We start from the raw sequence: 26,207 nt of genomic DNA, 5'->3' as shown, positions 1-26,207 counted from the left end.
CCCTCGCTCAGGAGGTCGGCGTGCGGCGGTCGATGACGGTGCGGAGCTTGCCGCTGGTGGGGGTGCGTTCGAAGGCGAGGGTGGGGGCGGTTTCGACGGTGAGGGTCAGGAGGGCTTCCGGGCCGGCCGCCGAGCCGAGTTCGGGGATGTGGGTCAGGAGGGCCGCGCGGGCGGCGGCCGGGTCGGGTGCGTAGTGGGCGTCGAGGCGGACCGTGAGGTGTTCGCGGCCGGCCTCGTTGGTCAGGAGGAGCTGTAGTTCGCCGCGGTACCCGAGGTGTTCCTCGGCGACCTGGGTGAAGCGGCGGTAGTTGAAGTGGTAGGTGCCCATGCGGAACACCTCGCCGTACCGGCCGAGGAGTTCGATGCGCGGGGTGTGGCTGCCGCAGGGGCACACTCCGGCGACGGCCCGGCCCAGGTCGCCGATCTGATAGCGCTCCAGGCGCTGGCCCGCCCGGGTGCGGGTGGTGAAGACCAGGCGTCCCGGCTGGCCGGCGGGAACGGGGCGGTCCTCCTGCGGGTCGAGGATCTCCAGCGTGTGGAGGTCGGTCAGGACGTGGTGTTCGGTGCCCCGCGCGTGGCCGCACTGGTAGCCGAGCGGGCCCAGGTCGGTGCTGCCGTAGGCGGCGGAGCGGATGACCTGCACGCCGAAGGTCTCGGTGAGGATGCGGCGCTGTTCACCGGTGAAGTGCTCGCCGCCGTAGAACACCTTGCGGATGCCGCCGTAGGCGCGCAGGCGCTCGCCCTGGGTGTGGAAGAGCTGCCACAGGTACGACGGCATGCCGAAGAGGGTGTCCACCCGGTACGTGACGAGGGCCTGGGCTATCGCCTCGTGGTCGGGGCCGGCGGCCATCGGGATCTGGGTGGCGCCCAGGCGTTCGAGGATGGAGAAGAAACTGATGAAGCTGCCGTACATGCCGCCGCAGTAGAAGAGGTTGGCGGCACGGTCGTGGGCCGGGTCGAAGCCCGCGGCGAGCAGGCCGTGCGCCGAGGCGCGCATCTGCGTGTCGTAGTCGTCGCAGGTGAAGACGGACAGGGCCGGGGCGCCGGTGGTCCCTCCGCTGCGGAAGTACAGCTGGGCGTGTTCCGGTGCCAGGGTGGCCAGTTGGGCCTGGGCCGCCGCCTTGTCCATCAGCGGGCCGGTGGGTGCCGGCGGCGGGGCGGCGGGGGCGATCAGTTCGTCCAGGCAGGGGGTGGTGGCGAACGCGGCGTGCGGGGCGCGGACGCTGACCCGGCGGCTGTAGCGCTGGAGGGCGTAGACGCCGTCGTGGGGTTCGCCGTGGTAGCCGTCGAGCATCGAGCCGAGCGGGGTGATCCGCTGGACGCCGGCGGTGAGGAGGGTGCGGGAGAGCTGGGCGACGTCGGCGGGGGTGCCGGCCACCGCGGCGGTCTGGAGGTAGCGGCGCATGGGGCGCAGGGTGGCGACGACGTCGCGGCGGGGCAGGGGTTTGATCCAGACGGTGCGGTGCAGCGGGGACGCGGTGAGCGCCGGGCGGGTGTCGGCGAAGACCCGCCAGCTCCCGTCGTCGGCGGTGATCACCTTGGTCAGGCCGAGGTGCTGCTCGGCCCGGGCGACCAGTTCGGTGGTGGTGACCTCGGCCCGCTCGGCCGCGTGGGCCAGGTCGGCGCCGTCCGCGGCGTCCGCGCCGTCGGGGTCGCTGCTCGGGCCGGGGACCTTCGCGGAGACCTCGGCCAGCACCGCGGCGAACTGCTCGGCGAAGGCGAAGAGTTCGTCGCGGGTGGTGGCCGCGGTGGCGGTGTCGTCGCCCGGCTCGGCGTCCAGGTAGACGACCTGCGGGCTGGAGCACGCCTGCTGCTCGGCGCGGCAGACGTCGGCGGCGAGCTCGGTGAGGGCGGCCCGGTCGGTCCGGGCGTCGCGGGTCAGGTAGGCGAACGAGATCTTGTGGCCCCATTCGACGAGCCGGCAGCCGGGCGGGACGAGGGCCGCGGCCCCTTGCACGGCGTCCTCGCCGCCCCATACGGCGACCGCGTCGGCGGGCGCGCACATCAGCCGCATCAGGTCCTGGCGGCTGGAGGGGAAGCGCAGGGCGACGATCCGGCGGGCGAGGGCCCCGGTGGGGTCGGCGGCGGCGAGTGCGGCGAGCAGGTGCGGGGCGAGTGCGGTGTCGCCGCTGCTGGTCTTGAGGACGTTCACGTTGCCCGCGAGAAGGCCCTCCACGACGCTCAGCGACGCGACCGCCGCCGCGTTGCCGGGGGCGATGTGGACGAGCAGGCCCACCGGGGCCCACGCCTCGTAGGTGGTCTCGCGGGCGTCGGGGCGGGTGAGGCGTTCCGGGCGCGGTCCGCCGAGTTCGCGCCGGAGCTTGCGCTCCAGGGCGGGGCGGGCGAGGGCGTCCGCGATCTCGGCGAGGGTGGCGGCGGCCTCCTCGGGGTCGGTCGGCGCGGCGCCGCCGGGGTCGGTCAGGTGGGCGAGGAGGCGGGCGTGCAGGTCGCCGTGCGGCTGTTGCAGGGCGCGGCTGACGGCGTCGCAGGCGAGCAGGACCGTTTCGGTGGACAGCGGCTCCGCCAGGGTGCGGGCGACCAGGTCCGGCAGGGTGGCGAGGCGTTCGGCCGCCTCGGCGTCGTCGATGAACTCGCCCTGCCAGTAGTGGCGTTCGGTCGTCATCACATGCCCTTCAGAAGTTCGGCGGCGGCCACCGCGCAGCTGCGGTTGCGGCTCACCCCGGCGCGGCCGAGGATCGTGAACCACGGGGTGTCCAGGGAGCAGGGGCACGCGTCCCCGGGGTGCAGCGAGGCCAGGTCGCCCATCACGACGCTCTGCGCCGGGACGGAGGTGATGTACGGGGACACCAGGTGGAGGTAGCCGGGGCTGCCGTACGACAGGGGTTGCAGGGTGCGGGTGTCGCGGACCGCGGCCCGGGACCAGACGGGCACGTGCAGGCGGTGGTGGGTGCACTCGACGTACGGCACGCAGTGCTCGACCGAGCCGTAGGTGTCCCGGATCCGCTCCGGCGGGATGCCGAGCTGTCGGGTCACCGCGTCGTGGAACTCCTCCTTGGCGATCTGCCGGTCGGCGTGGCCCTTCCAGCCGCCGCCGAGCAGCACCAGGGAGTCCGGCGGCAGTTGCAGGGGCGGGATGCCGGCGGTGCGCATCCGTTCCAGGGTGAAGTGCAGGAAGGCCGGGAAGCCCAGGATCCGGACCGGCGCTCCGTCCTCGGCGTAGCGCCGGAGGGCGTCGATGCAGCCGTGCACGTCGAAGGCGTGGCCGGTGCCGGTGTGCCGCAGGGCGTGGGTGGTGTGCCGGGCGGGCGCGAAGTCGCAGAGGTAGTTGTCGGTGAAGGAGGTGCCCAGGCGCACCTCGGGGGCGGGTTCGTAGCTGTAGAGGAGGTAGTTGACGGGCTGGTCGGGGGTGATCCAGCCGTAGTGGTCGAAGATGCGGGCCACCATGCGCTGGGCGGCGCGGATGGTCCACCGGTCGTAGAACATCTGGGACTTCTGGCCGGTGGTGCCGGACGAGGTGAGGTGCAGGAAGACCTCGTCGCGCGGGACGGAGAGCACCTCGTGGCGCTTGAAGAAGTTGGCGTGCAGGAGCGGGGTGCGGGTCCGTGCGCCGACGGTGGGGGCCGGGGTCTCCGGGGCGTCGTCGAGGAGGGCCCGGTACAGCGGGGAGCGGTCGGCGTGCCAGGCGTGCGATTCGGCCATCGCGTCGGCGAACAGGGCGTCGACCTCGGGCCCGGTGGTGTAGGGCGACGGGAGGTCGCAGAGGCGTTGGACGCTGGCGAGGGCCGTCGGGTCGGGGACGTCGACGGGGGCGAGATGCGGGTTCACAGGACAACCTCGTGGTGGGGCAGGTAGGTCGACGCCCACGTGGTCAGGTAGGCGTTCAGGTACGGCTGGACCAGCGGGCTGACGGCCGTGGTGCGGAAGTCGATCTGCCGGTCGGTGCGGGAGAGCACGACGTAGTCGTGAAAGCGGTCGCCGACCCGGCGCATGGCCGGATAGCTGGCGCTGGGGACGAAGCCGGCGGCCAGGAAGGCGTGCAGCCCGGCGGTGTCGGCCAGGGGCACCAGCGTCTCGACGTAGTCGGCGCCGGCCCGGGTGAGCGCGGTCATCAGGGAGTCGAGGGCCCGGGCGGCGGCCGCCGGGTAGGGGTGCACCGCGACCAGGGCGCAGCTGCTGGCCGCCAGGTCGAGGTCGGCGTAGATCTCGAACGCGCCGTCCGGCGTGGTCAGCACCGTGTTCGGGGTGCGCAGCGGCGAGTAGGCGCCCGCGGGGTCGGGGAACAGCTCGCGGAAGCGCCGGCGGACGAAGCCGGGTGCGTTGATCACCTCGATGGGCGTGCGGGTGGTGGGGCGGGCGGGAGCGGTCAGGAGTGCGCCCGGGGCCGGGGTGCGCGCGCCGCCGCCCGGGAGCGGCGGGGACGCGTCGAGGTCCGTGGCGTCCGCGGGCAGGACCGCGGCGCAGGGGATGCCGATGCTCGCCTCGGCCGCGTCCAGCAGGGGCATGACGGCCCGGGGCACGACGGTCACCCGCTCCCGGCGTTCGAGGACGCCCTCGGCGTAGCAGGCGAAGAGTGCCAGGGTCTCGCAGCCGGAGACGTCGGCGGCGTTGGGCAGCAGGCCCAACGGCCGGTACCCGTTGCGGGCGACGACGCGTTGCGGGGCCTGGGTGACCATGCGGACGGTGGTGTGGATGGAGTCGAGGGTGCCGGTGGCGAGCGCGTCGGCGGTGACCGCCTCGGTCAGTCGGCCGGCCAGGCCGCACTGGCGCTGGCGCGGATGGACGGCTAGGCCGACGAGTTTGCCGACCCGGTTGCCCGGGTCGGTCTGCACCACCACGGAGCCGGCCAGTTCACCGGTGTCGGTGCGGCGGGCCGTGAGCCAGTGGCTGTGCGGGTCGGTGATCAGGCGGTGCATCTCGGTCGGGTCGCTGCCGAGGGCCACCGGGTAGCCGTGTCCGTACACCTCGAAGTACAACTGCCGCAGTTCGGCGATGTCCTGGGGTGCGGCGGGGCGGAGGGTGGTGTTCATCGGGCCTCCTCCAGCGCGGCGCCGGCGGCGGTCGCGACCGGGGCGTCGGGCGTCCCGGACGTGGCCGGGGCGGCGCGGTCGACAGCCTCCGCGGGGGCGTCCGCGCGGCGCCCGATCGACCACAGCGCCGCGGCGAGCGGGAGCACTCCGACGGCCTGGAGCAGGCACAGGGTCTGCGGTGACAGGTGGTCGCCGAGCGCGCCGAAGACGAGGGAGGACAGCGGGAACGTCGCGCCGAGCAGGGCCTGCATCACGGCGAAGAAGCCGGGCTTGTCGGCGGCCGGGACCAGGCGTTGGAAGAGCGCGACGAACCGCACGCCGATCGCCCCCACGCACCAGCCGGCGACGATCAGGGCGGCCACGGCCACGGACCGGTCGGCGAGCAGGCCGGGCGTGCCGAGGGCCACGGCCAGCAGTGCCAGGCAGGCCCCGCCGACGGTGGTGGCCGAGCCCGGCAGTCGCGCTCCGGTGAACGAGCCGAGCAGGGCGCCGATGCCGAGTGCGGTTTCCAGGGCGGCCGCGGTGGAACCATGGGCGTGCAGCACCGCCCGCGTGTACAGGGGCATGACAACGTAGAGAGCGGTGGAGAAGACGTTGACCGCGGCGAAGCAGAGCAGTACCCGCCGGATGAACGGGTGGTCCGCCAGGATCTGACGGAGCGTCCGGCGCGGTGGTGCGGTCTCGCCCGGTGCGGCGCCGTCCGGCGCCGTGGTGGCGCGCGGGAAGCGGGTCACGGCCACCAGGGCGGCGGCGACGAGGTAGGCCCCGGCGCAGCCGGAGACGATGCCGGTCAGCGCCCAGGCGTCCACCACCAGCGGTCCGAGGAGCCCGCCGGCCAGACCGGCGAGGGATTGGGTGGCGAGTTCGAAGCCGGTGGCGGCCTCGATGTCGGCGTCGTCGACCAGTTCCGGGACGGAGGTGGTCAGGCAGGGGTCGAACAGGGCCTGGCAGCCCGCCAGCAGCAGTGCGGCCCCGTAGGCGACCGCCATGGGCGGCGAACCGAGTTGCGTCCAACCGGCGACGGCGGCGGCGACCAGGCCCGCCACGGCGGCGGCCGAACCCAGCACCGTGCGGTGCGGGCAGCGGGCGATGACGGAGGCCACCAGGGGGGCGAGCGCCACCGCGGGCAGCGTGCTCACCGCGAGGAACACCCCCGAGGCGAGACCCCGGTCGCCGGCGCCGTCGACGGCATGGCCCACCAGCCACCACACCACGCCGACCTGGAACATCCGGCCGGCGGCCTGGGTGAGGACCTGGGCGACCCAGACGGCGCCGAAGGCCCGGTTGCGCAGGACCACCGGCAGCCGGCGCGGGGTCAGGGTCGGGGTCGGGGTCGCGCTCATGAGTGCGGCCGTTCGTCGATGACCCGCATCAGCTTGCCGGTCCGGGCGTTGACGACCAGTTCGTCGTGCCGCACCCACTCCACGGCCAGCGGATGGATGCGTGCGGCGTCGACCTCCGCGGCGTACATCGGGCGGGCCGCGAGGATCTCCTTGGCGATGGCGGCGGCGAGGTGTCCGAGGTCGCGGGCGTCCCCGTCGTCACCGGTGGCCGGGTCGCCGGCGACGGCCAGCCGCAGCACGAGTCCGTCCCGCCCGTCCCAGCGGCGCACCACCAGTTGGGTGCCGAGCACCTGGCCGGTGGGGTCGGCGGCGCGCACCAGGTCGTGCACGTCCTGGGTGTAGAGGGACACCGCGCCGATGCGCACGCCCTCCTCGGCCCGGCCGAGGATGCGGAAGTGTCCGGCCGCGGCGTCGGTCCACTCCGCGCGGTCGCCCACGGGGTAGCGGAGGATCGGCATCAGCCGTCGGCGCAGGTCCGTCACGACGATGCGGCCGGCGACGCCGTCGCGGGTGATGGGCTCGCCGGTGTGCTCGTCGAGGATCTCCACGACGGTGTGCGGCGTGAACGCGCGGTGGACGCGGGGGTCGGCCCCCGGGACGGCCTGTCCGAGCAGTCCGGAGTCGACGCCGGCGTAGCCGATGGAACGGGCCTCGGCATGCGGGAACGCCTGGCGGAGCAGCGGCCGCTGGTCCTCGAACAGGCCCTCGCCGCCGAAGAACAGCAGCCGCACGTCGGGGAGTTGGCGGTCCTCGCGCACGAGGTGGTCGGCGAGGCCGCAGAGCGTCGTCGTGGTGCCGGCGATGACGTCGACGTCGAATTCCGCCAGCGTGTGCACGGTCGAGGCGAACGGTGCGCCGCCGCCGATCGGCAGCCGGACGTTGGCGACGGGGGCCCGGTGGAGGGCGTCCAGGATGAAGGTGAAGCTGGCGTAGAGCTCACCGGCGTAGAAGAGGTCGGCGACCCGGTGGCCGGGGCGGAGGCCGGCTTCGACAAGTCCGCCACCGAACGCCTCGGTGAATTCCCGCCATTCTTCACGGGTATAGACGGAGAACTTCGGCGCGCCGGTGGTGCCGCCGCTCTTGAAAACCACCGCCTCGTCGAGCGGTCCGGTCAAAAGGCCGTTGTCGCGCGGTGTGTTGGCGCGCCAGAATGCGTCGTGCGGGACGACCGGCAAGTCCGTCAGCTCCGTCACCCGGTCCGGGAGGTCGGCGTAGAGCTCCCGATAGAAGGGTGAGTTGTGACGCACGAAGCGTATGAGGTCCGTTAATTGTTGAACGGGCATTGCATTCCTGTTTTTCGCATTCAGAGGAACCGGTACCGCGGGGTGTGCGGCACCAGCTCATGGTGTGGGGACAGTCGCAGCGGGTACGGGCAATCCCGGTCAGGGACGCTTCCGCACGGATTTCTGGACTGGCTACTTGGCGCACTGATGCTATGTCATGTCCGAAGTGCCGAATCACCCGTGGCCGACCCGTAGGAGATTTTTTGCCAATCGCTATCGCACGCGATGGCGCACACCTGCGACCGGTTCCGCCCTTTACGGTGACCTAGCTCACCACGCAGCTTTTCGGCCGTGCACGCCAGGCGGTTTTCGGGCTCCGGCGGGCACTTCTAGGAATTCTCGGGTCGGACTTCCGCTAAGGGCCGTCCCGTAAACGATCTTCGAGGTGGCGGTGTGCTACCCCATGACCGTGCGGGCCGCGTCCAGAAACGCCAGCCGGTTGTCCTCCAAGTAGTCGCGCACGCTCTCGCCGTCGGGCAGGCCTTCCCACACCGTCCGGTTGAGGTCGAGGAAGTACGCGCGTGCCGCGTCGTGCACGGGCAGGGGGAACTGGATGCGGATGAGCCGCTCCGCGACCCACAGCCTGTTCATGACGTCCCGGGTCGTGAGGAACCAGGCGTCGGTGTCCTCCCACTCGGAAGGCCGACTGAAGGCGGAGCGTTCGGCCTCGGCCCCCACCTCGATGAACCGCTCCAGCAGCGCCAGCCGTTCCCCGCGCCGGGCCTCCGACAAGGCGATCTGCTGCCGTTGTTGTTCAGCGCGTTCCGCCGAGAGTTGAGTCCTGTGCTGGACGAGGTAGGACAACGAGCCGCCGAGGACAACGCCGCCCAGCGATATGAGGGACACCCAGACCTGACCTGACATGGCGGCCATCGTGCCATGCCGTCATCTTTGAGACGATCTCGCTGTGGCTGGTGTGATCACGGCGTCCGAGCCGTCCTGGACAGCCCCGTTCACCGGGCTGAGCCCGCGTCAGTTCGGCAAGCTGATCACCGAGCTACGGCGCGAGGGCGCGGATCCGGTACGCAAGGGCCGGCCGTGGAGCCTGCCGCTGGAGGACCGGGTGTTGCTGGTCGCCGCGTACTGGCGCACGTACCTGACACTGCGGCAGCTCGCCCCGCTGTTCGACATCTCGAAGTCCGCAGCCGACCGCATTATCGACGCCCTCGGGCCGTCGCTGGCGCTCCATCCGCGCAGGCGGTTCCGCAAGGACACCGTGCTGATCGTGGACGGAACCCTGGTGCCCACCCGTGACCACACAGTCGCCGAGCAGTCGAACAACTACAGGTACTCGACCAACCACCAGGTCGTCATCGATGCAGACAGCCGGCTCGTGGTCGCCGTCGGCCGCACCACGGTCATCGCGGACGGCGGCTACCGGGGCGCCGGCCTGGTCATCCCGCACCGCCGCGAGCGCGGCCAGGCCGAGCTCCCGGCGTGGAAACGGGATGATCAACCAGCACACCGCAGATCATTTACGGGACAGCCCTTAGCTTGATCTTTAACCTTTGCGGCGGAAGTGGTGACACCGCGCCCGGCGCGATGATTCCCGCCCCGACGGTCCGGGCACAGCCGATGCGGCACGTCGTGCCGGCCGACACCGAACTCTGGCGCGTACACAACGTCCGCCGTCCGCGACCGAGTTCAAGGCACTGCAAACCAACCTGCACTGGGGCGGCGGGCGGCGGGCGGCTCTACGACATCCGCGACGAACCGGGCACGGCGGCACCGGCCCCGTACCTGTACACGGCACCGTCCCCACTGGCCGCGTCAGGACGTCCGACTGGTGCAGTCCTCCGCCCCGAACTACCCGCGCACCCGCCGCCGGGGTTCCTGGATGCGCCATCAAACCCCCTGCGCCGTCGGCTTCCGGCGGCCCTCCCGCCGGGACTTCGGCCCGGACGCCAGCGACGTCTGCGTCCTGTACGCCGCGGCCGGCTCGCCCGCCCCGCTCGCACCGTCCGGTCAGGAGCCGCTGCACCTGGACGCCGCGGCCGGCCGCGGCTACGTCAACGCGCTCCTGGACCCGTTTGCGGATCCGCGTGGAACAGCCCCGCACCCGCACCCGCACCCGCGAGTGACCGCACCGCCGCGGCGGGCTCCGCTCAACGCGTCAGGAACTCGATCCCCACCGAAGCGGCGCCCACGGCCAGGATCTTGACCTGTTTGAGCGTGGTGGTGCGCGGCTCCGTCGAGGCGTGACGGCAGAAGAGGACGGCGTCGCCGGACGCCCGGTAAGTGTGCGCGACCGTCAGCGCCATGGGCACGCTGCCGCCCGGGGCCAGGTCGGCGGAGACCACGTCGTAGTCGTTCTCCGCCTCCAACCGGCAGGTGATCCGCACCGCGCTCGCCTCGGGCTCCGTCGCGTAGAGCTTCACCCAGATCACGTACGAGCCGGGCTCCACCGGCAGGGCACCGACCCGCACGTCCTCGTCGGCACGGCTGCGCAGCGCGACGGCGTCATCGAAGCCGATCTTGACCGGGGCGGGCGTGACCGTGGCGAAGAACGCGCCGACACCGAGCAGCAGGGCCGTGCACCCGCTCACCACACCGGCGGCGACCGCCACCGTCACCCACAGGCGTCGCCGCGGCGCCTCCCGCCGGGCCCGCACGGTCGCGAAGACGCTCAGTCCCAGGGTGACCGCGATGAGCGCCAGGAACGCCCGGTTCCACGGGCTGAGGTGCTCGATGAGCTGCGGGAGCGACGTGATGAGCACGCCCACGACGGCGGCCGTCAGCCCGGCGCCGGTCCCCGGCTGGGCGGCGACGGACGGATCGGCTGGTCTGGCATCCGGATCCGACAATGCCCCTCCACATCGCCCCGGGCCATACGGCCCACCCCCTTGGTGGCGACCGCCGCACCCCCGCGCCCAGGCACCGCCGGCCGTCGCCCCAACTGTCCCGCAGATCAAGGCAATTTTACGGGTTGCGCTGGCGCCTCACACCCTCCGCGCACGCGAAGTCGCCGGGCGACCGTCGCGACCTGGCCGTTCTCCCGACTGCTCTCCCCGCTGTACTCCTGACCGTTCTTCCGGCCGATCTGCCGACACCGCAGGACACGCCGTCACTCCGCGTCTGACATCCACTCGGCAGACGGCAGAACAGCCGAGCGCGCAGCGTCAGGCCGCGGCGGCCTACCCGTTCAGCCCGTTCGTCTCCGAGCATCCGGAGACGAACTCACTCTTCATGAGGCCGCTGTGCGCTTGCGGCATCCCGTCTTCGTCGCGTGATCAGACGGGCGAGGTCGCAGCCAGCGGTGCACCGATCCGGATGTCGAGGTAGGCCACGAGATCTCCTCCGTCGAGCGCGCTCTTCCGCGCGTCGATGATCACGACCGTGCCGGCCACGATGCCGGCGAAGCTGGTGCCGGTTCGTCGGGACTGTTCGATGCGCTCCGTGACGGGACGACGGACCGCCTCGGTGAGAAAGGTGAGGCCGTGCGGGAACTCCTCGCTGAGCAGGTGCCGTTGCCGCCCGGCCTCGATCCGACTGCCGATGCCGAACTCGGCCGAGACGACCTGGTCACCGCGGAGGGTGACACGGAAATAGCCGTTCGACTGGACCCGGTTGCAGTTCTGCTGGGGTGGATAGAAGCAGTCGTAGCCACCGGCGAGGAGATCGTCGACAGCGGAACTCATCGAGGTCGCGTAGTGGTCGGAGCCGAACGGCCAGCGCCGGACCGAGGCGTCCCGGGCGGTGACGACCAGCCCGTTCGACCAGCCGTAGTCGTACTCCGCATACGTGTCGCGCCACCCCGCGTGGGGCACACCGTCCGCCTGCCCCGCCCTGTCCGTGCGGTGATCGTCCTCGAAGTCCTCGATCTCCTTCCGCGCGCGATCGCCGGCGTCGGGCCAGATCGCGGTCAGCGTCGATGCCGCGGCCGCGACGACCTCCTTGCTCTCCAAAGCCGTCCCGACCGGCGGGAACCATGCCCAGACGAGCCGGTCGTCACGGTCCAGCAGGAACTGCGCCACCTGCGAACGGACCGTGTCCGACGCGTCGTGGCGCGCGATCCGGCACCACAGTGCACGACCGTCCGCATTGGCTCGGGCCTGCACGCAGAACCAACCGGCCGCCCGCAACGGCCGGGTGAGAGCCCCTGCCACTCCGTCGGGCGCGATCGGCTGGGCCTGCGAGTTCTCGGCCGCTGCGGCGTGCTGGTAGACGCCGGCGGGCGGAAGGGACGACGGCTCGTCCGCCCGGGTGCAGCCGGTCAGCGCGAGCGGGCCCAGCATCGTGAGCGTCAACGCCATGACGGTCGTTCGCCGGACCGGTCGACAGCGGCGTCGAGGTATGAAGGAGGTTCGGGACACGGGGCTCATCGAAGCCGCTGGATCACCAGTTCGGCAACTTCGGTCGCCGGATCACCCCGTCGAAGACGGGGCCCGTGGAGACGCGGGGTCATTCGCCGCTTCCACACCCGAGGACGGGTGCCTTCGGCCCCATCGCGGCGGTGGACCGTCCGAGGACGTGGTCCTGCATGCGGCCAGGGCCGGGCCGCGATCGGTCCTGGGGGCGTACTTCGTCCGAGGGTCGGCGGCCGGTGGCTCAGGGACCGCTGGTCGGCCCGTTACTCGTAGCGGTACTTCAGCGAATCCGCCTCCGCCTGCTCGATGTCGGCGATCGTCAGCTCCGGCATCCGCAGTTGGGCCAACGTCACCTCGGCCGAGGTCGGTTGGACGTCCGCCGGCGGCCACTGCTCCGGCTTCCAGGCCCCGCTGCGCAGGAGCGACTTGGGGCAGTGCGGGTAGACCTCCTCGATCCCCAACACCAGCGCGCTGGCCGGCGGCTTGCCCACGGCGGTCAGCTGCGACAGCAGTTCCGGGCGGGTGGAGACGCAGGCCCGGCCGTTCACCCTGAGCGTCGTGGTGCGCCCCGGGATGACGAACAGCAACCCGGCCCGCCCGGTGGCGACGACGTTCTGCAGGGTGTCCAGACGCTTGTTGCCGGTCGCGTCCGGTATCGCCAGTGTCCGTGCGTCCAGGACGGCGACGAACCCGGCGGGACCGCCGCGCGGGGACACGTCGCAGTTGCCCTCGGCGTCCGCGCTGGCGACCAGGACCAGCGGCGAGCATCCGATCAACCGACGGGCCTGTGCGGTGAGTTCGGTCGTCTGCTTGCGCACGGCCGCGTCGCTGGGCAGTGCGTAGGCCCTGCGCAGCGCCTCCTGGTCGGGCACGGCGTCGAGGCGGAGCGAGTCGAAGGTACTGCCGGCAAGGAGTGACGTCATACCCCGACCCTAATGCGCGACCCGCGGATGATCTTGATCGGTGAGTGCGTGAAGGACGGCCGCTTTCCCGTCGGCCCGACAGCGCTCTGGCACTGGTGCATCTCCCCGACGCCGCAACGCCGTTGGTCTGCCGCAGGGTCGGAAACGGGGGTGGCGACCTGCGGGTGATCGGCCCTCGCAGCCGTGCCGCCTTCCACCCGGGCAAGGAACTGGCGACGTGCATCAGGGTCCGACTGCGCCCCGGTGCGGCGGCCAGGTCGGTGTCGGGTGTCCCGGCCGGCGAACTGCGGGACGGTGCCGTGCGCTCACCGAGGTGTGGGGCGGCCGCGCCACCCGCCTGGAAAACCGGCTCGACGAGTAGACCGACCCCGGCCCGATCCTGCGGTGCATCGAAATCGCGCTGCTCAAGGGCCTGCCCAACGGCACAGAGCCGCGCGACCGGTTGCTCCGCGAGGCCGTCGCGTCGCTGTCCACCGGCTACGGCGGGTCGGCGCGCTCGCCCGGCGGCTGTCGGTCAGCGAACGCCACCTGCGCGACGCCTTCACCCATCAGGTCGGTCTCTCACCCAAACGCTTCGCCCGCATCCAACGCGTCCGCACGGTGCCGGCCGAGGCGGGCGCAGCACCGTGGGCGCAACTCTGCCCTACGACTCCCTGCGCCACGCGAGGTAGTCAACGCCGGGAAACCGAAGCGGGCCGGCGGCCCCGGGGCACCCGGTCGGTTGGAACGGGATCCTCGACCTCATCGCACCTCCTGCGGGAGGGCTTTTTGCTGGTCAACGTCATGACGGAGGTGATTGCGCTCACATCATCACCACGTGGCCGGTTATTCGGCTCTGTGGGCGTATGACCCGTGGCACGATCATGCCAATCATTACCTGCGGGTAACCGCCCGGTCGGAGTGCTTCCTCCCTTCGGCCGCCCCCACGCCACGCCCCTGAGGAACCAACAGTGCGCAAGACCATCAGATACGCCGTTCTACCGGCGCTCACCGCCACGTCCCTGCTCGTCGTCAGCGGTTGTGCGAACGGGTCGTCCGGCACCGCGGCAGGGAGGGCCGACGGTGCCGGGCCGGTGACCGCCGTCGAGGACACGGACGCGCAGGCGCCGCTCGCCGTGGCCCCCGCGCCGGCCGGCGCCGGGACGCCCAGCGCCGTGGCGAAGCCGGGGACGGGCCACCGCCCGGCGGCCAAGTCCCCGTTGAAAATCGTCGCGTTCGATGCCGCGCGCGGCCGGGCCATCATCGCCGGGCCGGCCGCCGGCGCCCCGCCGAAGGGCACCGGCAAGGACACCCGTGGCGATGGGCAGGGTGAGAGGGGCGGCGACCACGGCGGCGGCCGGGACGAGGAGCACGGGAAGGGGTCGACTCCCCACCGGCCGGCCGCGGTTGCGGTCGGCGACGTGCTCGCCAGCGCTCCGGTACCCGGCGCGCCCCGCGGCGCCCTGGCCAAGGTGACCGAGGTGGTGGGCACCACCGAACGGGGCACCGAGGTCAAGACCGCCCCCGCCACCCTGGGCGCGCTGCTCGGCGGCGCCACGGCGAAAGGCCAGGTCCCGGTCGACCCCGCCGCGATGCAGGTCGAGCCGCTCACCCCGAACGTCAAGGTGTCCTGGGCGAAGAACGGGACGGTGCGTTTCGGGCCCGAGGGCGCGCAGTTGCCGCTCGGCAGCCTGCGGGTGGACGTGCGCGCCGTGTTGCCCACGGTGAAGACGTCGGCGGGCACCGTCGACGCCTCGGCCACGGGCTTCGTGCAGCTCGCACCCGAGGTCGACTTCTCCTACGACGGCAAGGGGACCACCACCGGCACCCCTGGCACCGCGTCGGTGAGCCTGGCCGGTGACTGGGCCTCGCAGTGGGAGCTCAAGGGCCAGGCGGCCACCTCCACGCCGGACGGCCAACCGGTGCGGGTGCCGTTCGCCAAGCTGCACGCCGACCCCGTCATCCAGGTCGGCGTGGTGCCGGTCGTGGTCAACCTCGATCTGACCTGCTACCTCCAGGTCGATGCCGACGGCAAGGTCAGCGTCGATGTCAAACAGGACGTGCAGGGCAAGTTCCGGGTCGGCGGCTCCTACAGCCGGGCCAAGGGCTGGACGCCGGTCGCCCGGGCCGACCTGCACGGCACCCCGCTGACGGCGACCGCGACGGCGGCCGGCCGGGTGAAGGCCGCACTGGGCACGGAGGCGAGCGTCGGCCTGTACGGCAGCGTCGGCGTGACCGGCACGCTGGCCCCGTACCTGCGCGCCGAGGTCTCCGGCACGGCCACCGGCTCCTCGGACGGCACGGCTTCGGCGGTCGGGAAGTGGGCGGCGTACGGCGGCGTCGACCTCTCCGGCGCGCTCCGGGCACGCCTGGACGTCTTCGGCACACCGGTCTTCGAACGGAGCATTCCGCTCGGTCCGCTCCACCGCGAGTGGGAACTCGCCGGTGGCCAGGGCACCGTGCGCACCCCCGCGAAGCGCCCCTGACCCCGCCGTGCGCATGCCGGGAGCCCCGCCGGATCACCGGCGGGGCTCCTTCGGCTCCTGGAACAGGGGCAGTTGGTGCGGCTGCCGCGGAGGCACCGGCCGGTCAGCGGCCGGCGCGGATCACCTTCGCACCGTCCTGGCCGAGCGGCACCGGAACGGTCCGCGGTGCGCTGCGCCGCGTGCGCCCGGCGAGGTCCTGCTGGACGACGTTCACGTTGAGGGACGTGCCCTGGCCACCGCCGAACTTCCCCCGCGCGAAGCCCTGCACGCCGTTCGCGGTGATCTCGTAGCCGCCGGTGTCGACGATGCCGTGGGCACGGCAGTCGCGGAACACCTCCTCGACGGGGACGAACCAGAGCCAGTGGTAGTCACCGTCGTGGTTGAGGTCGACCTTCTCCTCGAACCAGACCGCCACGCTCCCCACCAGGTCCACGGTGGCCGTCCAGTCGATGTCGTACTGCTGGGTGCCGACCACGAGCGACGCCTCGATGAGGGACTTCGGCGGGATCCGCAGCGGCAGGTCGACGCTCCAGGTCTGCGTCTCCTTGTGCGTGAACTCCTGCGTCGAGGAGAGGTTGGTCTCGATCGAGGTGGTCTCGCTGACCTTGGCCACGGCCGGTATCTCGGCGGAGACCTCCACGGTGACGCCGATCTTCAACGACTCCGTCACCGAGATCCGCAGGTCCTGCTCGGTGGTCTTGCTCTGCTTGTACGTGACGACCTGTTCGACCGCCGAGCCGTTGCGGTAGTTGGTGGTCACGGAGTTGACCTGGCCCGGTACGGGCGAGGGGGCCTTGGGGTCGTAGGTGATGCCGCGGTACTCCGCGCCGACCTGGTACTGGTGGTAGGCACCGAGCTCGCTCCGCCGTCCGTAGTCGGTGGAGGCGGTGAACCGGCAGCCGCGGGAGCCGGGGAAGCGCTCCGCGGCCATCCACTTCCCCCACGCGTCCGTGACCTCTTGCAGCGGGCGGGCGGCCGCCGTGCGCTGCGCCGCGCCCGCTGCGGCACGCGGCGCGGCGGCCGGCCGGGCGGGGGCGGCGGCCGCGGTGCCGGCGGTGGCGAGGGCGGCGGGAACGGCCGCGGCGAGTCCGGCGACCGGGGCGACGGCGAGCAGGCGCCGTCGGGAGACATGGCTCATGGAAGTCCCAATCCGAGGGGGCGGAACGACGGAAGCGTCGTGGGCAGCCATGCAACCGACGATCATCCTCGGCGCGTAGGGGCTTTGGTCCCGACTGTGCCGGCTCGCCGTGCCGCGGCACGGCGCGAGTGGCGCGGTGCGTGGCACCGCACCGGTCCGACGTACCCGTGCCGTGCCGTGCCGGCACCAGTCGAACGGGCGAACCGCCGCCTCGCCGTGCGCCCGTTCCCGCGGTGGCGGCCGCATCATGGTGCGGTGCGAAAACCCCGCGCACGGTCCGCCACCGCCACTGCCTCCGCCCGGCCCGGCCGCGCGGCGCTGGGCAGGGAAGTCGGCTGGTTCGTCGCGATCGGGCTGGCCTCGACGGTCGCCCAGGCCCTGGCGTACTGGGTGTTGCGGCGCTGGTGGCCACCGCTGTCCGCCAACCTCGTGTCCCTCCTCGTCGTCACCGTCCTCAACACCGAGGCCAACCGGCGGCTGACCTTCCGCGGCTCGGCCGCCCGGGTCGTGCGGGCGCACCTGGCTGCGGGCGCCCTGTTCGTCGTGGCCTACGCGACCACGTCGGGCGCGGTCCTGCTGCTCCGTCATCTGTGGCCCGCCGCCCCGACGGCGGCCGAGGTCGCGGTGCTGGTGCCGAGCTTCGCCCTGGTGACCGTGGTGCGCTTCGCCGTGCTGCGGCTGCTGGTGTTCCGACGCCGTCGCTGACGCCGCGGGCCCCGGTGGGCGGCGCGGTCGGGTCTTACGAATCGCTGACGTCGGGGCGTGCGGGCTGGTCAGGGGCGCCCGGGCGGTGCTCTGCTGGGTCGCATGGTCGGAGAGAGACGCGACAGGCCCGTCGGACGACGGCTGGTCCTGGGGATGCTCGGTCTGGGCGCCGTGGGAGTGGCGGCCGGGGCGCCCGTGCAGGACGCGGTGAGCCGGGTGCTCGGGGCGGTGCGGAACGAGGATCCCACCGGCATCACGGGTGTGCTGCCCGGCGCCGGTGGATTCCGCTTCTACTCGGTGGCGTCCTCGGTGCCGCACCGGTCCCCCGCCGACTACCGGCTCACCGTGGACGGGCTCGTCGCGCGTCCTGCGGTGTACACGCTGGCGGACCTGCGCCGGATGCCGCGCACCCGGCTGGTGCGGGACGTGCAGTGCGTCACCGGCTGGCGGGTTCCGCGGACGCCGTTCACCGGGGTGGCGTTGTCCCACCTGCTCGCCGCGGCCGGGGTGGCACCGGGCGCGGGGGCGGTGCACTTCACCTGCTTCGACGGCGTGTACAGCGAGAGCCTCACCCTGGCGCAGGCACGGCGGCCGGACATGCTGGTCGCCTACGAGATGGCGGACCGACCGGTGACCGACGCGCACGGCGGCCCGGTCCGGCTGTACGCGGCACCGATGTACTTCTACAAGTCGGCGAAGTGGCTGTCCGGCATCACGGTCACCGACCGGGTCCGGCCCGGCTATTGGGAGCGGTACGGATATGACGTGGACGCCTGGGTGGGACGGTCGAACGGGCGCGGCGATGCCCCCGTCGGCTGAGCCCGCGGCCCCGGTACGGGCCGCCGGGAGGCTGCGGCGCTTCACCGGTGCGGAGCGGTGGGTGCACCGGATCACGGCGGCGCTGATGGGCGTCCTGTTGGTCACCGGGGCCTGCCTGTACGTGCCGCCGCTGGCCGAACTCGTCGGCCGCCGGCGGCTGGTGGTCACGGTGCACGAGTGGGCGGGCCTCGCCCTGCCGGTGCCGTTGCTGGTCGGTCTGGCCTCGCGGGCCCTGCGCGCGGACCTGGGGCGGCTGAACCGGTTCGCTCCGTACGATCGCGGCTGGATCCGGGCGGCCCTGCGGGGGCGACGCCGTCCCTCGGGGAAGTTCAACGCCGGGCAGAAGGCGTACGCGGCGCTGGTCGCCGGCGCCGCGCTGGTCCTCCTCGGCACCGGTCTGATCCTGTGGTTCCCCCGTGTGGTGCCCGTGCCGTGGCGGACCGGGGCGACGTTCGTGCACGACTGGACCGCGCTGTTCGTCGGCGTCCTCGTCCTCGGTCACGTGGTGCTGGCCGCCCGCGACCCGGAGGCCCGCCGCGCCCTGCGCACCGGCTACGCCTCGCGGGCCTGGGCGCGGCGCGAGCATCCGCTGTGGGACGACGAGGAGTCCTGAACGGGGCCGGTCGGCAGGGGCGGGCGGCCGGCCCCGGTCAGTCGGCCGGCCGCCCCGGGTCCCGCCGCCGGGTCGGTGGATGCCGCGGCAACCAGCGCCGGACGGCGTCGCTGCGCAGGACGGCCCCGTTCGCGACGGCAAGGGCCGCGAGGACGTACGTCAACGCCTGGAGGGGGAAGCCCGGCAGGATCGGCCCGCCGACGTAGAGCACGGCGCCGGCGAGGGGGACCGCCAGCCACTCGACGCGGCCGTCCAGGGCGACGAGGCCGACGACGAGCAGGGCGTACCAGGGGTAGTTCGGCGAGAACAGCAGCAGGGCCGTGCCGGTCACCAGGAGGGCGCCGCGCCAGGGGCGGGCGGGGTCGCCGCGCCACCAGACGGCCAGGGCCAGCACGGCGAGCAGCACGCCGGCGGTCACCGCCGCGGCGGTGTCCGGCAGCAGCAGCCGCGGCAGGACGAAGCGGCGCACGTCGCCGGGTGCGTAGCCCTCTTCGTGGAGGTAGCCGGGCAGGTAGCCCAGGACGGCCTTGCCGGAGAGGAGCACGTACGGCAGGTAGCAGAGGGCGACGGTCACGAGGAGGGGGACCACGACGCGGACGACCCGCGCCGGGGCGCGTTGGCCGGACAGGGCCCCGGGCAGCGTCAGGACGGGCAGCAGTTTGACGGCGGTGGCGGCACCGAGGAGGACGCCGCGGCGGGCGCCGGCGGTGGCGGTGCCGAGGGCGAGCACGGTGAACAGGACGCCGAGGGCGTCGATGTGGGCGTTGTTGACCGCCTCGAAGGGCACGGCCGGGCACCAGGCCCACAGGGCGGCGCGGGGCGGGGCGCGGCGGGGATCGCCGCGGCGGCGCACCACGGTGAGCAGGGCGAGGGTGGTCGCGAACGCCACGACGGCGCCGCCGATTTGGAGCGGCTTGTGGCGGCTGTCCGGCGGGGAGAGGGCGTGCACCGCGAGGTACCAGCCCTCGGCGAGCGGCGGGTAGACGGTGGGGACCGTGGGGCGGTTGATGCGGGTGCAGAGCCCTTCGTCGGTGCGGGTGAGTCCCCAGCCGGCGCAGGGGCGGGCCGCGGGGAAGAGCCACGCGTCGCGCAGCGGGGCGAGTTGGGGCGCCGCGGGCGGGTGGGCGTAGGGGGAGGTCCCGGCGGCCTGGACGCGCCCGTCCCAGGCGTAGCGGTACATGTCGGTGCTGGTGCGCGGTGGGGCGGCGAGCCCGGCCAGTGCGAGGGCGGCGGCACCGACCAGGACCAGGGGGGTGGCCGCGCGCACCGGGACGGTGCGCACGACACGTGCGGCGGCGGCGAACAGGCCCCAGGCCACGGCGTAGCCGACCAGGATGCGGCCCGGGGCGCTCTGGCTGTCCCCGACCCTGAGGGTGCCGACGACGACGGCGGTGAGGAGGGCGAGGAGGGCGCCGGTGACGAGGGTTGCGGTACGGGCGCCGCCCTTCACCGCGCGACGCCGGCGAGCGCGCGGACGGTGGCGGCGAACCGCGAGCCGGCTGGGCAGCGGGCGGCGACCGGCCCGACGTCGGCGGCGGTGTCCACGTCGCGCAGCACCGGCAGGTCGCGCACCGCCAGTCCGGCCGCGACCAGCCGGTGCCGCTGGAGTTCCCCCGTGCGGTCGGTGGACATCGGCACGCCCCGCACCAGGGCCGCGGCGCGTGTCGGGTCGGCGAGGCCCAGCGCCCAGAACCCGCCGTCGGCCGCGGGGCCGAACCAGGCGTCGTGGTCGTCGTCCCCGCCGACGCCCGCCAGCAGGTCGGCGGTCATCTGGGGGGTGTCCATGCCGACCAGGAGCGCCGGTCCGGGGTCGCAGTGGGCGAAGGCGGCGGCGATGCGGTCGTCGAGGCCGCCGGGCGACTGGGGCAGGACGTCGAAGCCCGGCGGGAGCCAGGGCCCCGGGCGGCCGTCGAGGACCAGTACGCGCCGTCGGGCGGGGGTCCGGGAGACGGTGTGCAGGGTGTCGGCGAGGGCGGCCTCGGCGAGGGCGGCCGCCTCCCGGGGCGTGTAGGGCGGGGTGAGCCGGGTCTTGACCCGGCCCGGCACGGGTTCCTTGGCGATGACCAGGAGGGTGGCCGGTCCTGGTCCCGGTACCGGGGGTCGGGCGCTCATCGTCCGGCTCCGGGCGCGTGCGCGGTCCCCGCGGGGACGGTGGGCGGCGGCTCGGCGAGCACCCCGCGCATGTCACGGACCGCCTGCCAGGTGCCGCGCCAGGTGCCGGTGACCTTCGAGCGCCCGGTGCGCGGGTGGTAGGGCACGTCTTCCTCGCGCACCCGCCAGCCGGCGTCCGCGGCCCGGACCACCATCTGCAACGGGTAGCCGGACCGCCGGTCGGTCAGGGCGAGGGCGAGCAGTGCCTCGCGGCGGGCGGCGCGCATCGGTCCGAGGTCGTGCAGGCGCAGTCCGGTGCGCCGCCGGACCAGTCGCGCCAACTCCACGTTGGCGAGGCGGGCGTGGAGCGGCCAGGCGCGGGGCGTGGTGGGTCGGCGGCGGCCCAGGACCAGGTCGGCGGAGCCGTCGAGGACCGGAGCGGCGATCCCGGGCAGGAGTCCGGGATCGAGGGAGGCGTCGCAGTCGCAGAAGCAGACGACGTCGGCGGTCGCGGCGGTCAGGCCGGCGTGGCAGGCGGCGCCGAAGCCGCGGCGCGGCTCGTGGACGACGTGGGCGCCGAGGCGTCGGGCGATGTCCGCGGAGGCGTCGGTGGAACCGTTGTCGACGACGATCGCCCGCCAGCCCGGCGGGATCCGGTCCAGCACCCACGGCAGGGCCGCGGCCTCGTCGAGGCAGGGCAGTACGACGTCCACCGGCGGACGGGAGGGGGAGGGCTCGTTCACCGCACTCACCCTACGAGCCCAAAGGGCGCGAAAAGGACTTTGCATCCTTACGGTTCGCTGACGTCGCGGCATCGGGCGGGCCGCCCGCGCGCAGTGGCGCCGCCGCGAACTCCGCCATGCCCGCCGCGAACGCGACCCGCGGCCGCCAGTCGAGTTCGGTGCGCAGCCGGTGCGCGGAGGCGGTGATGTGGCGGACGTCGCCGAGCCGGTACTCCCCCGTGACGACCGGCGTCGGTCCGCCGTGGGCGTCGGTCAGCGCGGCGGCCATCTCCCCGACCGTGTGCGGCTCGTCGCTGCCGACGTTGTACGCCCGCACCGCGCCCGGCGGCAGCCCGTCGATGCCGGTCAGGGCCGCGAGGTTGGCCGCGGCGACGTCCCGCACGTGCACGAAGTCCCGGCGCTGCCCGCCGTCCTCGAACACCCGGGGCGCGGCGCCGTTCGCCAGTGCGGAGCGGAACAGCGAGGCGACGCCGGCGTAGGGCGTGTCGCGCGGCATGCCGGGCCCGTACACGTTGTGGTAGCGAAGGGCCGCGGCCCGCCCGCCGGTCGCCCGGGCCCACGCGGCGGCCAGGTGCTCCTGGGCGAGTTTCGTGCTGGCGTAGACGTTGCGGGGGTCGGTCGGTGCGTCCTCGTCCACCAGGCCGGGGGCCAGGGGTTCGCCGCACGTCGGGCAGGGCGGTTCGAAGCGGCCCGCCTCCAGGTCCGCGACGCGACGCGGCCCGGGCCGCACGACGCCGTGCCGGGGGCAGGCGTAGCGGCCCTCCCCGTAGACCACCATGGAGCTGGCCAGCACCAGGCGGCGCACGCCGGCCGCGGCCATCTCGGCCAACAGGACGGCGGTGCCCAGGTCGTTGCATCCGACGTAGGCGGGGGCGTCCGCGAAGTCCTTGCCGAGCCCGACCATCGCGGCCTGGTGGCAGACGGCGTCGACGCCGCGCAGCGCACCGGCGACGGCCTCCTCGTCGCGGACGTCGGCGTGCCGCCAGTCCACCCCGTCGGGCAGGGGCGGTGCGGTTGGGTGGGCGGCGGGCAGGAGGGCGTCGAGCACGCGCACGGCGTGCCCGGCCCCGGTGAGCGCGGTGACGAGGTGCGAGCCGATGAAGCCCGCACCCCCGGTGACCAGGATCAGCATGTCCCGACCGTACGGCCGCCCGTCCCGCCGCGGGCCGCACCGCGGCGGGACGTCAGACTTCCGTCATCCTTCCGCGCCCTGGCGGTGCCACCGCATGACGATCTCGCGTTGGAAGGTGACGTAGCCGGCGCGTGCGAAGGCGTCGGCCATCGGCGCGTTGCCGAGGTCGGTCGACGCCCGGATGCGGGGCACGCCCTGCCCGGCGAGGATGCGGGTGCCTTCCGCGAGGAGGTCGTCGGCGTAGCCGTTGCCGCGGTGCGCGGGCAGCACGCCGAGGTAGGCGATGATCGCGTTGTAGTCGTTGCGCGCGGGGATCACGAATCCCACCGGGGTGCCGTCGGGTCGCGACGCGACGCGCCACCACTCCCGGGGGCTGGTGTACCGGGCGAGTTCCTTCTCGTAGTGCGCGACCGCCGCCGCCCGGACGGACATCCGGGTCAGGTCGTCGCGGCTGTGCGCGTCCAACGTGCCGTCCAGGGCGGCGGTCATCAGGTCCAGCAGTTCGGCGGCGTCGTCGACCGGCCGGAAGGCGAGGCGGCCGGCGGGCCTGGCCGTGGTGGCGCCCGGTCGCCACTCCAGGCGGAGGCGCTCCACGAACGGCCGGGCACCGGTGCGTTCGACGATCCGCATGCGGTCCTCGACCGCCTGCCGGGTGGCGGGCCGGTCGCGCCAGTCGTCCGGGACGAAGCGGCTGTACCGGGGCGGATCGCTCCCCTCGGGGAGGGCGGTGGCCATCGCGGTCCGCAGCAGGCGGACCCCGACGTCCACCCGGTCGGGAGCCGTCAGCGCGTCGTCGACGTCGAGGACGTCCAGCAGCAAGGGGGCGTCCGCGCCCGCCCGGCCCCACCAGGCGGCCCGGCCCAGCAGGCGGTCGCCCCGCAGCGCGACCCACATCCGTGCGGGCCGCCTGCGCCCCTGCGCGAGGTCGTCGGCGATTTCTTCGTTGAGGACATAGGGGAGTTGGTTGAACAGGTCGACTTCCTGGTCGCCGGCGAGGGGACGCAGGGTCAGGTCGTTCGGGTTCACGGTCGGTGCACGCTCCGGTGGAGGTGCCCGCCGGCCTGTACCGGAATCAGCGGTGGTCCGCGTTGCGGCGTCGGGACGGGACGGGCACGAGGGACTTGGGCGACATGGGCTGAGCCCTCCTCTCACGGTCGTGGTCGGTGTGCCGATGCGGCGGTCGCGGCCACAAGGACTACCCGGGCGTGGCTTTCGGCCGCAACTCCATTTGCCCGCACGCCCGGTGACCCCGGCCGTGCCGACGCGCCGACGCGCCGCTCGTCACCCGGCCCGTGCACGACGGACACCGAGCGGGGGAATAATCACCCTCCCGCGCGCCCCGCAACGCCCCGCCCACCGTGAACACCGCACCGAAGGACGGCCGCCGTGCAGATCACCCGCATCGAGACCTTCCTCGCCCCACCCCGGTGGACGTTCGTCCGGGTGGAGACCGACACGGGCGTCGTCGGTTGGGGCGAACCGGTCGTCGAGGGCCGCGCCGAACCGGTCCGGGCGGCGGTCGACGTGCTGGCCGAGTACCTCGTCGGCACCGACCCGATGCGCATCGAGGACCACTGGCAGGTGATGACCAAGGGCGGCTTCTACCGCGGCGGCCCGGTGCTGTCCTCCGCGGTCGCCGGCCTGGACCAGGCACTGTGGGACATCAAGGGCAAGCACTACGGCGTGCCCGTGCACCAGTTGCTCGGGGGCCCGGTGCGCGACCGGGTCCGCGCCTACGCCTGGGTCGGCGGCGACGATCCGGCCGAGGTGCGCGACGCGGTCACCGCGCAGCTGGAGGCGGGCTTCACCGCCGTCAAGATGAACGGCTGCGGCAGGATGACGCCGGTCGCCTCCCGCGCCGAGGTCCGCGCCGTGCTGCGGCGCGCCGAGACGGCCCGCCAGGTCCTCGGCGACGCACACGACTTCGGCCTGGACTTCCACGGCCGGGTCTCCCCCGCCAACGCCCGCCGCCTGCTGCCGCTGCTCGCCGAATACGCCCCGATGTTCGTCGAGGAACCGGTGCTCCCGGACCACGTGCACGTGCTCCCGGACCTGGTGAACGCCTCCCCCGTCCCCCTCGCACTGGGTGAACGCCTCTACTCCCGCCGGGAGTTCCTCGCCCCGCTGCACGCCGGGGTCGCCGTCCTCCAGCCCGACGTCTCGCACGCCGGCGGCATCTCCGAACTGCGCCGGATCGCGGCCCTGGCCGAGACCTACGGCGCGCAGCTCGCGCCGCACTGCCCGCTGGGCCCGATCGCCCTGGCCGCCTGCCTCCAACTCGCCTTCACCACGCCCAACTTCCTGATCCAGGAACAGAGCATCGGCATCCACTACAACCGGGGCGCCGAACTCCTCGACTACGTCGTCGACCCGGAACCGTTCCGCTTCGACCGCGGCGCCCTCCTGCGCACCGAGCGTCCGGGGCTCGGCATCGACGTCGACGAGGCGGCGGTACGGGCCGCCGACCGCAAGGGGCACACCTGGCGCAACCCGGTCTGGCGGCACCAGGACGGCTCGTTCGCCGAGTGGTGACCGGCCGCGCGCCGACCGTCCGGGCCACCCGCCGGCGCGGCAGAAATAGAGTGCGGGCAACGAGAGAGACCGGAGGCACGACATGAACGCCGACCAGCCCGCGACGCGGCACGGGGGCGCCGGTGCGGCGCGCAGACCGCGCCCGGGGCCCGTGCTGACCTTCGGCGAGACGATGGTGGCCCTGCGCGGCAGCGGACCCCTGAAACTGGGCGGCACCATGGCGGTGTCCGTGGCCGGGGCGGAGAGCAACGTCGCGATCGGCCTGGCCCGGCTCGGGCACGCCGTGCGCTGGGCCGGCGCCGTCGGCGACGACGAGGCCGGGCGCCTGGTCCTGCGCACCCTGCGCGCCGAAGCGGTGGACGTCTCCGCCGCCACGGTGGACGCCGGAGCGCCGACCGGCCTGCTGCTCTTCGAGCCCCGCCTCCCGCAGGCGACCCGCGTGCACTACTACCGCACCGGTTCCGCGGGTTCCCGGCTCTCCCCGGAGAGCGTGGAGCGGGCCTTCGCCACCGCCCCGCCGCGGCTGGTGCACCTCACCGGCATCACCCCCGCACTCGGCCCTGGCCCCCGCGCCGCCGCCGAGCGGGCGCTGCGCCTGGCGCGCGAGCACGGCTGCGTCATCTGCCTCGACGTCAACTTCCGCTCCCGGCTGTGGAGTGAGGCCGCGGCCGGTGAGGTGCTGCGCGCCTGGGCCCCGCAGGTGGACGTCCTGATCGCGTCCGACGACGAACTGCCGCTGGCCCTGCCCGAAGGCGCCGGCGCCGACGGCTCGGCGCGGGCGGAGTTGCTGCTGGGGTCGGGCGTCGCGGAGGTCGTGGTGAAGCTCGGGGCGGACGGCGCGCTGGTCCGCACCGCGGACGGGCAGGTGCACCGGCCGGCGCGCCCGGTGCGCGCGGTGGACCCGGTGGGCGCCGGTGACGCCTTCGTCGCCGGCTACCTCTCCGCGCTCCTGGACGGCGAGGGCCCGACGGCGTGCCTGGATCGGGGCGTCACCACCGGCGCGTTCGCCGTCGCCGCGCACGGCGACTGGGAGGGCGCCCCGACCCGCGACGAACTGCCGCTGTTGGCAACGGAGTCGGGCACCGTGCTGCGGTGAGGTGCCCGCCCGGCCCGCCCGAGGGACCG

General features: G+C 73.7%; 21 protein-coding genes and 1 pseudogene. 7 read left to right on the top strand and 15 right to left on the bottom strand.

What is annotated here, in order from left to right:
• Positions 1-7: 7 nt before the first annotated feature.
• The 6 genes from ACJ6WD_RS31490 to ACJ6WD_RS31465 all read right to left on the bottom strand — a co-directional run bounded on the left by ACJ6WD_RS31490 (position 8) and on the right by ACJ6WD_RS31465 (position 8,487).
• On the bottom strand, positions 8-2,623 hold the full coding sequence (locus tag ACJ6WD_RS31490; protein ID WP_407617026.1) for an acyl-CoA reductase: 2,616 nt from the start codon (positions 2,621-2,623) through the stop codon (positions 8-10).
• The gene (locus ACJ6WD_RS31485) at positions 2,623-3,786 is read right to left on the bottom strand and encodes an acyl-protein synthase (RefSeq protein ID WP_407617025.1); all 1,164 of its coding nucleotides are present in this window, start codon (positions 3,784-3,786) and stop codon (positions 2,623-2,625) included. Before ACJ6WD_RS31485 ends, ACJ6WD_RS31490 begins: the two co-directional genes overlap by 1 nt.
• Entirely contained in the window at positions 3,783-4,988 is a 1,206-nt protein-coding gene (locus ACJ6WD_RS31480; protein ID WP_233659098.1) for a GNAT family N-acetyltransferase, read from the bottom strand. The genes ACJ6WD_RS31485 and ACJ6WD_RS31480 overlap by 4 nt, the downstream gene beginning before the upstream one ends.
• On the bottom strand, positions 4,985-6,331 hold the full coding sequence (locus tag ACJ6WD_RS31475; RefSeq protein WP_233659097.1) for an MFS transporter: 1,347 nt from the start codon (positions 6,329-6,331) through the stop codon (positions 4,985-4,987). Before ACJ6WD_RS31475 ends, ACJ6WD_RS31480 begins: the two co-directional genes overlap by 4 nt.
• Complete coding sequence (locus ACJ6WD_RS31470) at positions 6,328-7,614, bottom strand: phenylacetate--CoA ligase family protein (protein WP_233659096.1); 1,287 nt, start codon at positions 7,612-7,614, stop codon at positions 6,328-6,330. The genes ACJ6WD_RS31475 and ACJ6WD_RS31470 overlap by 4 nt, the downstream gene beginning before the upstream one ends.
• Positions 7,615-8,010: 396 nt before the next feature.
• Positions 8,011-8,487, bottom strand: coding sequence for a hypothetical protein (locus tag ACJ6WD_RS31465; RefSeq protein WP_376556965.1), 477 nt, complete (start codon positions 8,485-8,487; stop codon positions 8,011-8,013).
• A 34-nt stretch (positions 8,488-8,521) separates the two neighbouring features.
• Here ACJ6WD_RS31465 and ACJ6WD_RS31460 point away from each other — a divergent pair.
• Positions 8,522-9,085 (top strand): annotated as a pseudogene (locus ACJ6WD_RS31460) (transposase family protein); the annotation flags it as partial.
• A 634-nt stretch (positions 9,086-9,719) separates the two neighbouring features.
• On the opposite strand, the gene ACJ6WD_RS31455 reads toward ACJ6WD_RS31460, so the two are convergent.
• The 3 genes from ACJ6WD_RS31455 to ACJ6WD_RS31445 form a co-directional block, all read right to left on the bottom strand.
• Entirely contained in the window at positions 9,720-10,418 is a 699-nt protein-coding gene (locus ACJ6WD_RS31455; protein WP_407617024.1) for a hypothetical protein, read from the bottom strand.
• Between the two features lie 426 nt (positions 10,419-10,844).
• Positions 10,845-11,867: a hypothetical protein gene (locus ACJ6WD_RS31450; protein WP_407617023.1), complete on the bottom strand. Its 1,023-nt coding sequence runs from the start codon at positions 11,865-11,867 to the stop codon at positions 10,845-10,847.
• A 317-nt stretch (positions 11,868-12,184) separates the two neighbouring features.
• Positions 12,185-12,844 (bottom strand): MSMEG_1061 family FMN-dependent PPOX-type flavoprotein, encoded by a 660-nt coding sequence (locus ACJ6WD_RS31445; protein ID WP_233659092.1) that lies wholly within the window; start codon positions 12,842-12,844, stop codon positions 12,185-12,187.
• Positions 12,845-13,794: 950 nt separating this feature from the next.
• Between ACJ6WD_RS31445 and ACJ6WD_RS31440 the strand changes: the two genes are divergently transcribed.
• Positions 13,795-15,309: a hypothetical protein gene (locus tag ACJ6WD_RS31440; RefSeq protein WP_331249508.1), complete on the top strand. Its 1,515-nt coding sequence runs from the start codon at positions 13,795-13,797 to the stop codon at positions 15,307-15,309.
• A 103-nt stretch (positions 15,310-15,412) separates the two neighbouring features.
• Here ACJ6WD_RS31440 and ACJ6WD_RS31435 read toward each other — a convergent pair whose 3' ends face one another.
• Positions 15,413-16,447: a cytotoxin leucocidin gene (locus ACJ6WD_RS31435; protein ID WP_407617022.1), complete on the bottom strand. Its 1,035-nt coding sequence runs from the start codon at positions 16,445-16,447 to the stop codon at positions 15,413-15,415.
• Between the two features lie 255 nt (positions 16,448-16,702).
• Here ACJ6WD_RS31435 and ACJ6WD_RS31430 point away from each other — a divergent pair, with 255 nt between their 5' ends.
• The 3 genes from ACJ6WD_RS31430 (at position 16,703) to ACJ6WD_RS31420 (ending at position 18,584) form a co-directional block, all read left to right on the top strand.
• On the top strand, positions 16,703-17,152 hold the full coding sequence (locus ACJ6WD_RS31430) for a GtrA family protein (protein WP_331249855.1): 450 nt from the start codon (positions 16,703-16,705) through the stop codon (positions 17,150-17,152).
• Positions 17,153-17,254: 102 nt separating this feature from the next.
• Positions 17,255-17,971, top strand: coding sequence for a molybdopterin-dependent oxidoreductase (locus ACJ6WD_RS31425; RefSeq protein WP_331249854.1), 717 nt, complete (start codon positions 17,255-17,257; stop codon positions 17,969-17,971).
• Positions 17,955-18,584 carry a cytochrome b/b6 domain-containing protein gene (locus ACJ6WD_RS31420; protein ID WP_331249853.1) on the top strand — a complete coding sequence of 210 codons (630 nt, stop codon included), beginning with the start codon at positions 17,955-17,957 and terminating at the stop codon, positions 18,582-18,584. The genes ACJ6WD_RS31425 and ACJ6WD_RS31420 overlap by 17 nt, the downstream gene beginning before the upstream one ends.
• A 37-nt stretch (positions 18,585-18,621) precedes the next feature.
• Here ACJ6WD_RS31420 and ACJ6WD_RS31415 read toward each other — a convergent pair whose 3' ends face one another.
• From ACJ6WD_RS31415 to ACJ6WD_RS31395, 5 genes are all read right to left on the bottom strand, one after another.
• Positions 18,622-20,034 (bottom strand): glycosyltransferase 87 family protein, encoded by a 1,413-nt coding sequence (locus ACJ6WD_RS31415; RefSeq protein ID WP_407617021.1) that lies wholly within the window; start codon positions 20,032-20,034, stop codon positions 18,622-18,624.
• Positions 20,031-20,696, bottom strand: a complete 666-nt coding sequence (locus ACJ6WD_RS31410; RefSeq protein WP_331249851.1) for a DUF2064 domain-containing protein — start codon at positions 20,694-20,696, stop codon at positions 20,031-20,033. The genes ACJ6WD_RS31415 and ACJ6WD_RS31410 overlap by 4 nt, the downstream gene beginning before the upstream one ends.
• Positions 20,693-21,388: a glycosyltransferase family 2 protein gene (locus ACJ6WD_RS31405; protein ID WP_407617044.1), complete on the bottom strand. Its 696-nt coding sequence runs from the start codon at positions 21,386-21,388 to the stop codon at positions 20,693-20,695. The genes ACJ6WD_RS31410 and ACJ6WD_RS31405 overlap by 4 nt, the downstream gene beginning before the upstream one ends.
• A gap of 40 nt (positions 21,389-21,428) precedes the next feature.
• The gene (locus tag ACJ6WD_RS31400; RefSeq protein WP_407617020.1) at positions 21,429-22,550 is read right to left on the bottom strand and encodes an NAD-dependent epimerase/dehydratase family protein; all 1,122 of its coding nucleotides are present in this window, start codon (positions 22,548-22,550) and stop codon (positions 21,429-21,431) included.
• 63 nt (positions 22,551-22,613) lie between these two features.
• Positions 22,614-23,576, bottom strand: coding sequence for a GNAT family N-acetyltransferase (locus ACJ6WD_RS31395; RefSeq protein WP_407617019.1), 963 nt, complete (start codon positions 23,574-23,576; stop codon positions 22,614-22,616).
• A 360-nt stretch (positions 23,577-23,936) separates the two neighbouring features.
• Between ACJ6WD_RS31395 and dgoD the strand changes: the two genes are divergently transcribed.
• Both dgoD and ACJ6WD_RS31385 read left to right on the top strand, forming a co-directional pair.
• Positions 23,937-25,082 carry a galactonate dehydratase gene (dgoD, locus tag ACJ6WD_RS31390; RefSeq protein ID WP_407617018.1) on the top strand — a complete coding sequence of 382 codons (1,146 nt, stop codon included), beginning with the start codon at positions 23,937-23,939 and terminating at the stop codon, positions 25,080-25,082.
• Positions 25,083-25,164: 82 nt separating this feature from the next.
• Positions 25,165-26,178 (top strand): sugar kinase, encoded by a 1,014-nt coding sequence (locus ACJ6WD_RS31385; protein WP_407617017.1) that lies wholly within the window; start codon positions 25,165-25,167, stop codon positions 26,176-26,178.
• The last annotated feature ends 29 nt before the right edge of the window (positions 26,179-26,207 follow it).

Origin of the sequence: Streptomyces sp. VTCC 41912, assembly GCF_045799175.1 — a bacterium.
In the GTDB taxonomy this organism is placed as follows: Bacteria; Actinomycetota; Actinomycetes; order Streptomycetales; family Streptomycetaceae; genus Streptomyces; species Streptomyces albulus_C.
The sequence above is the reverse complement of the archived record's forward strand: the minus strand, read 5'-3'. Positions and strand labels throughout refer to the sequence as shown.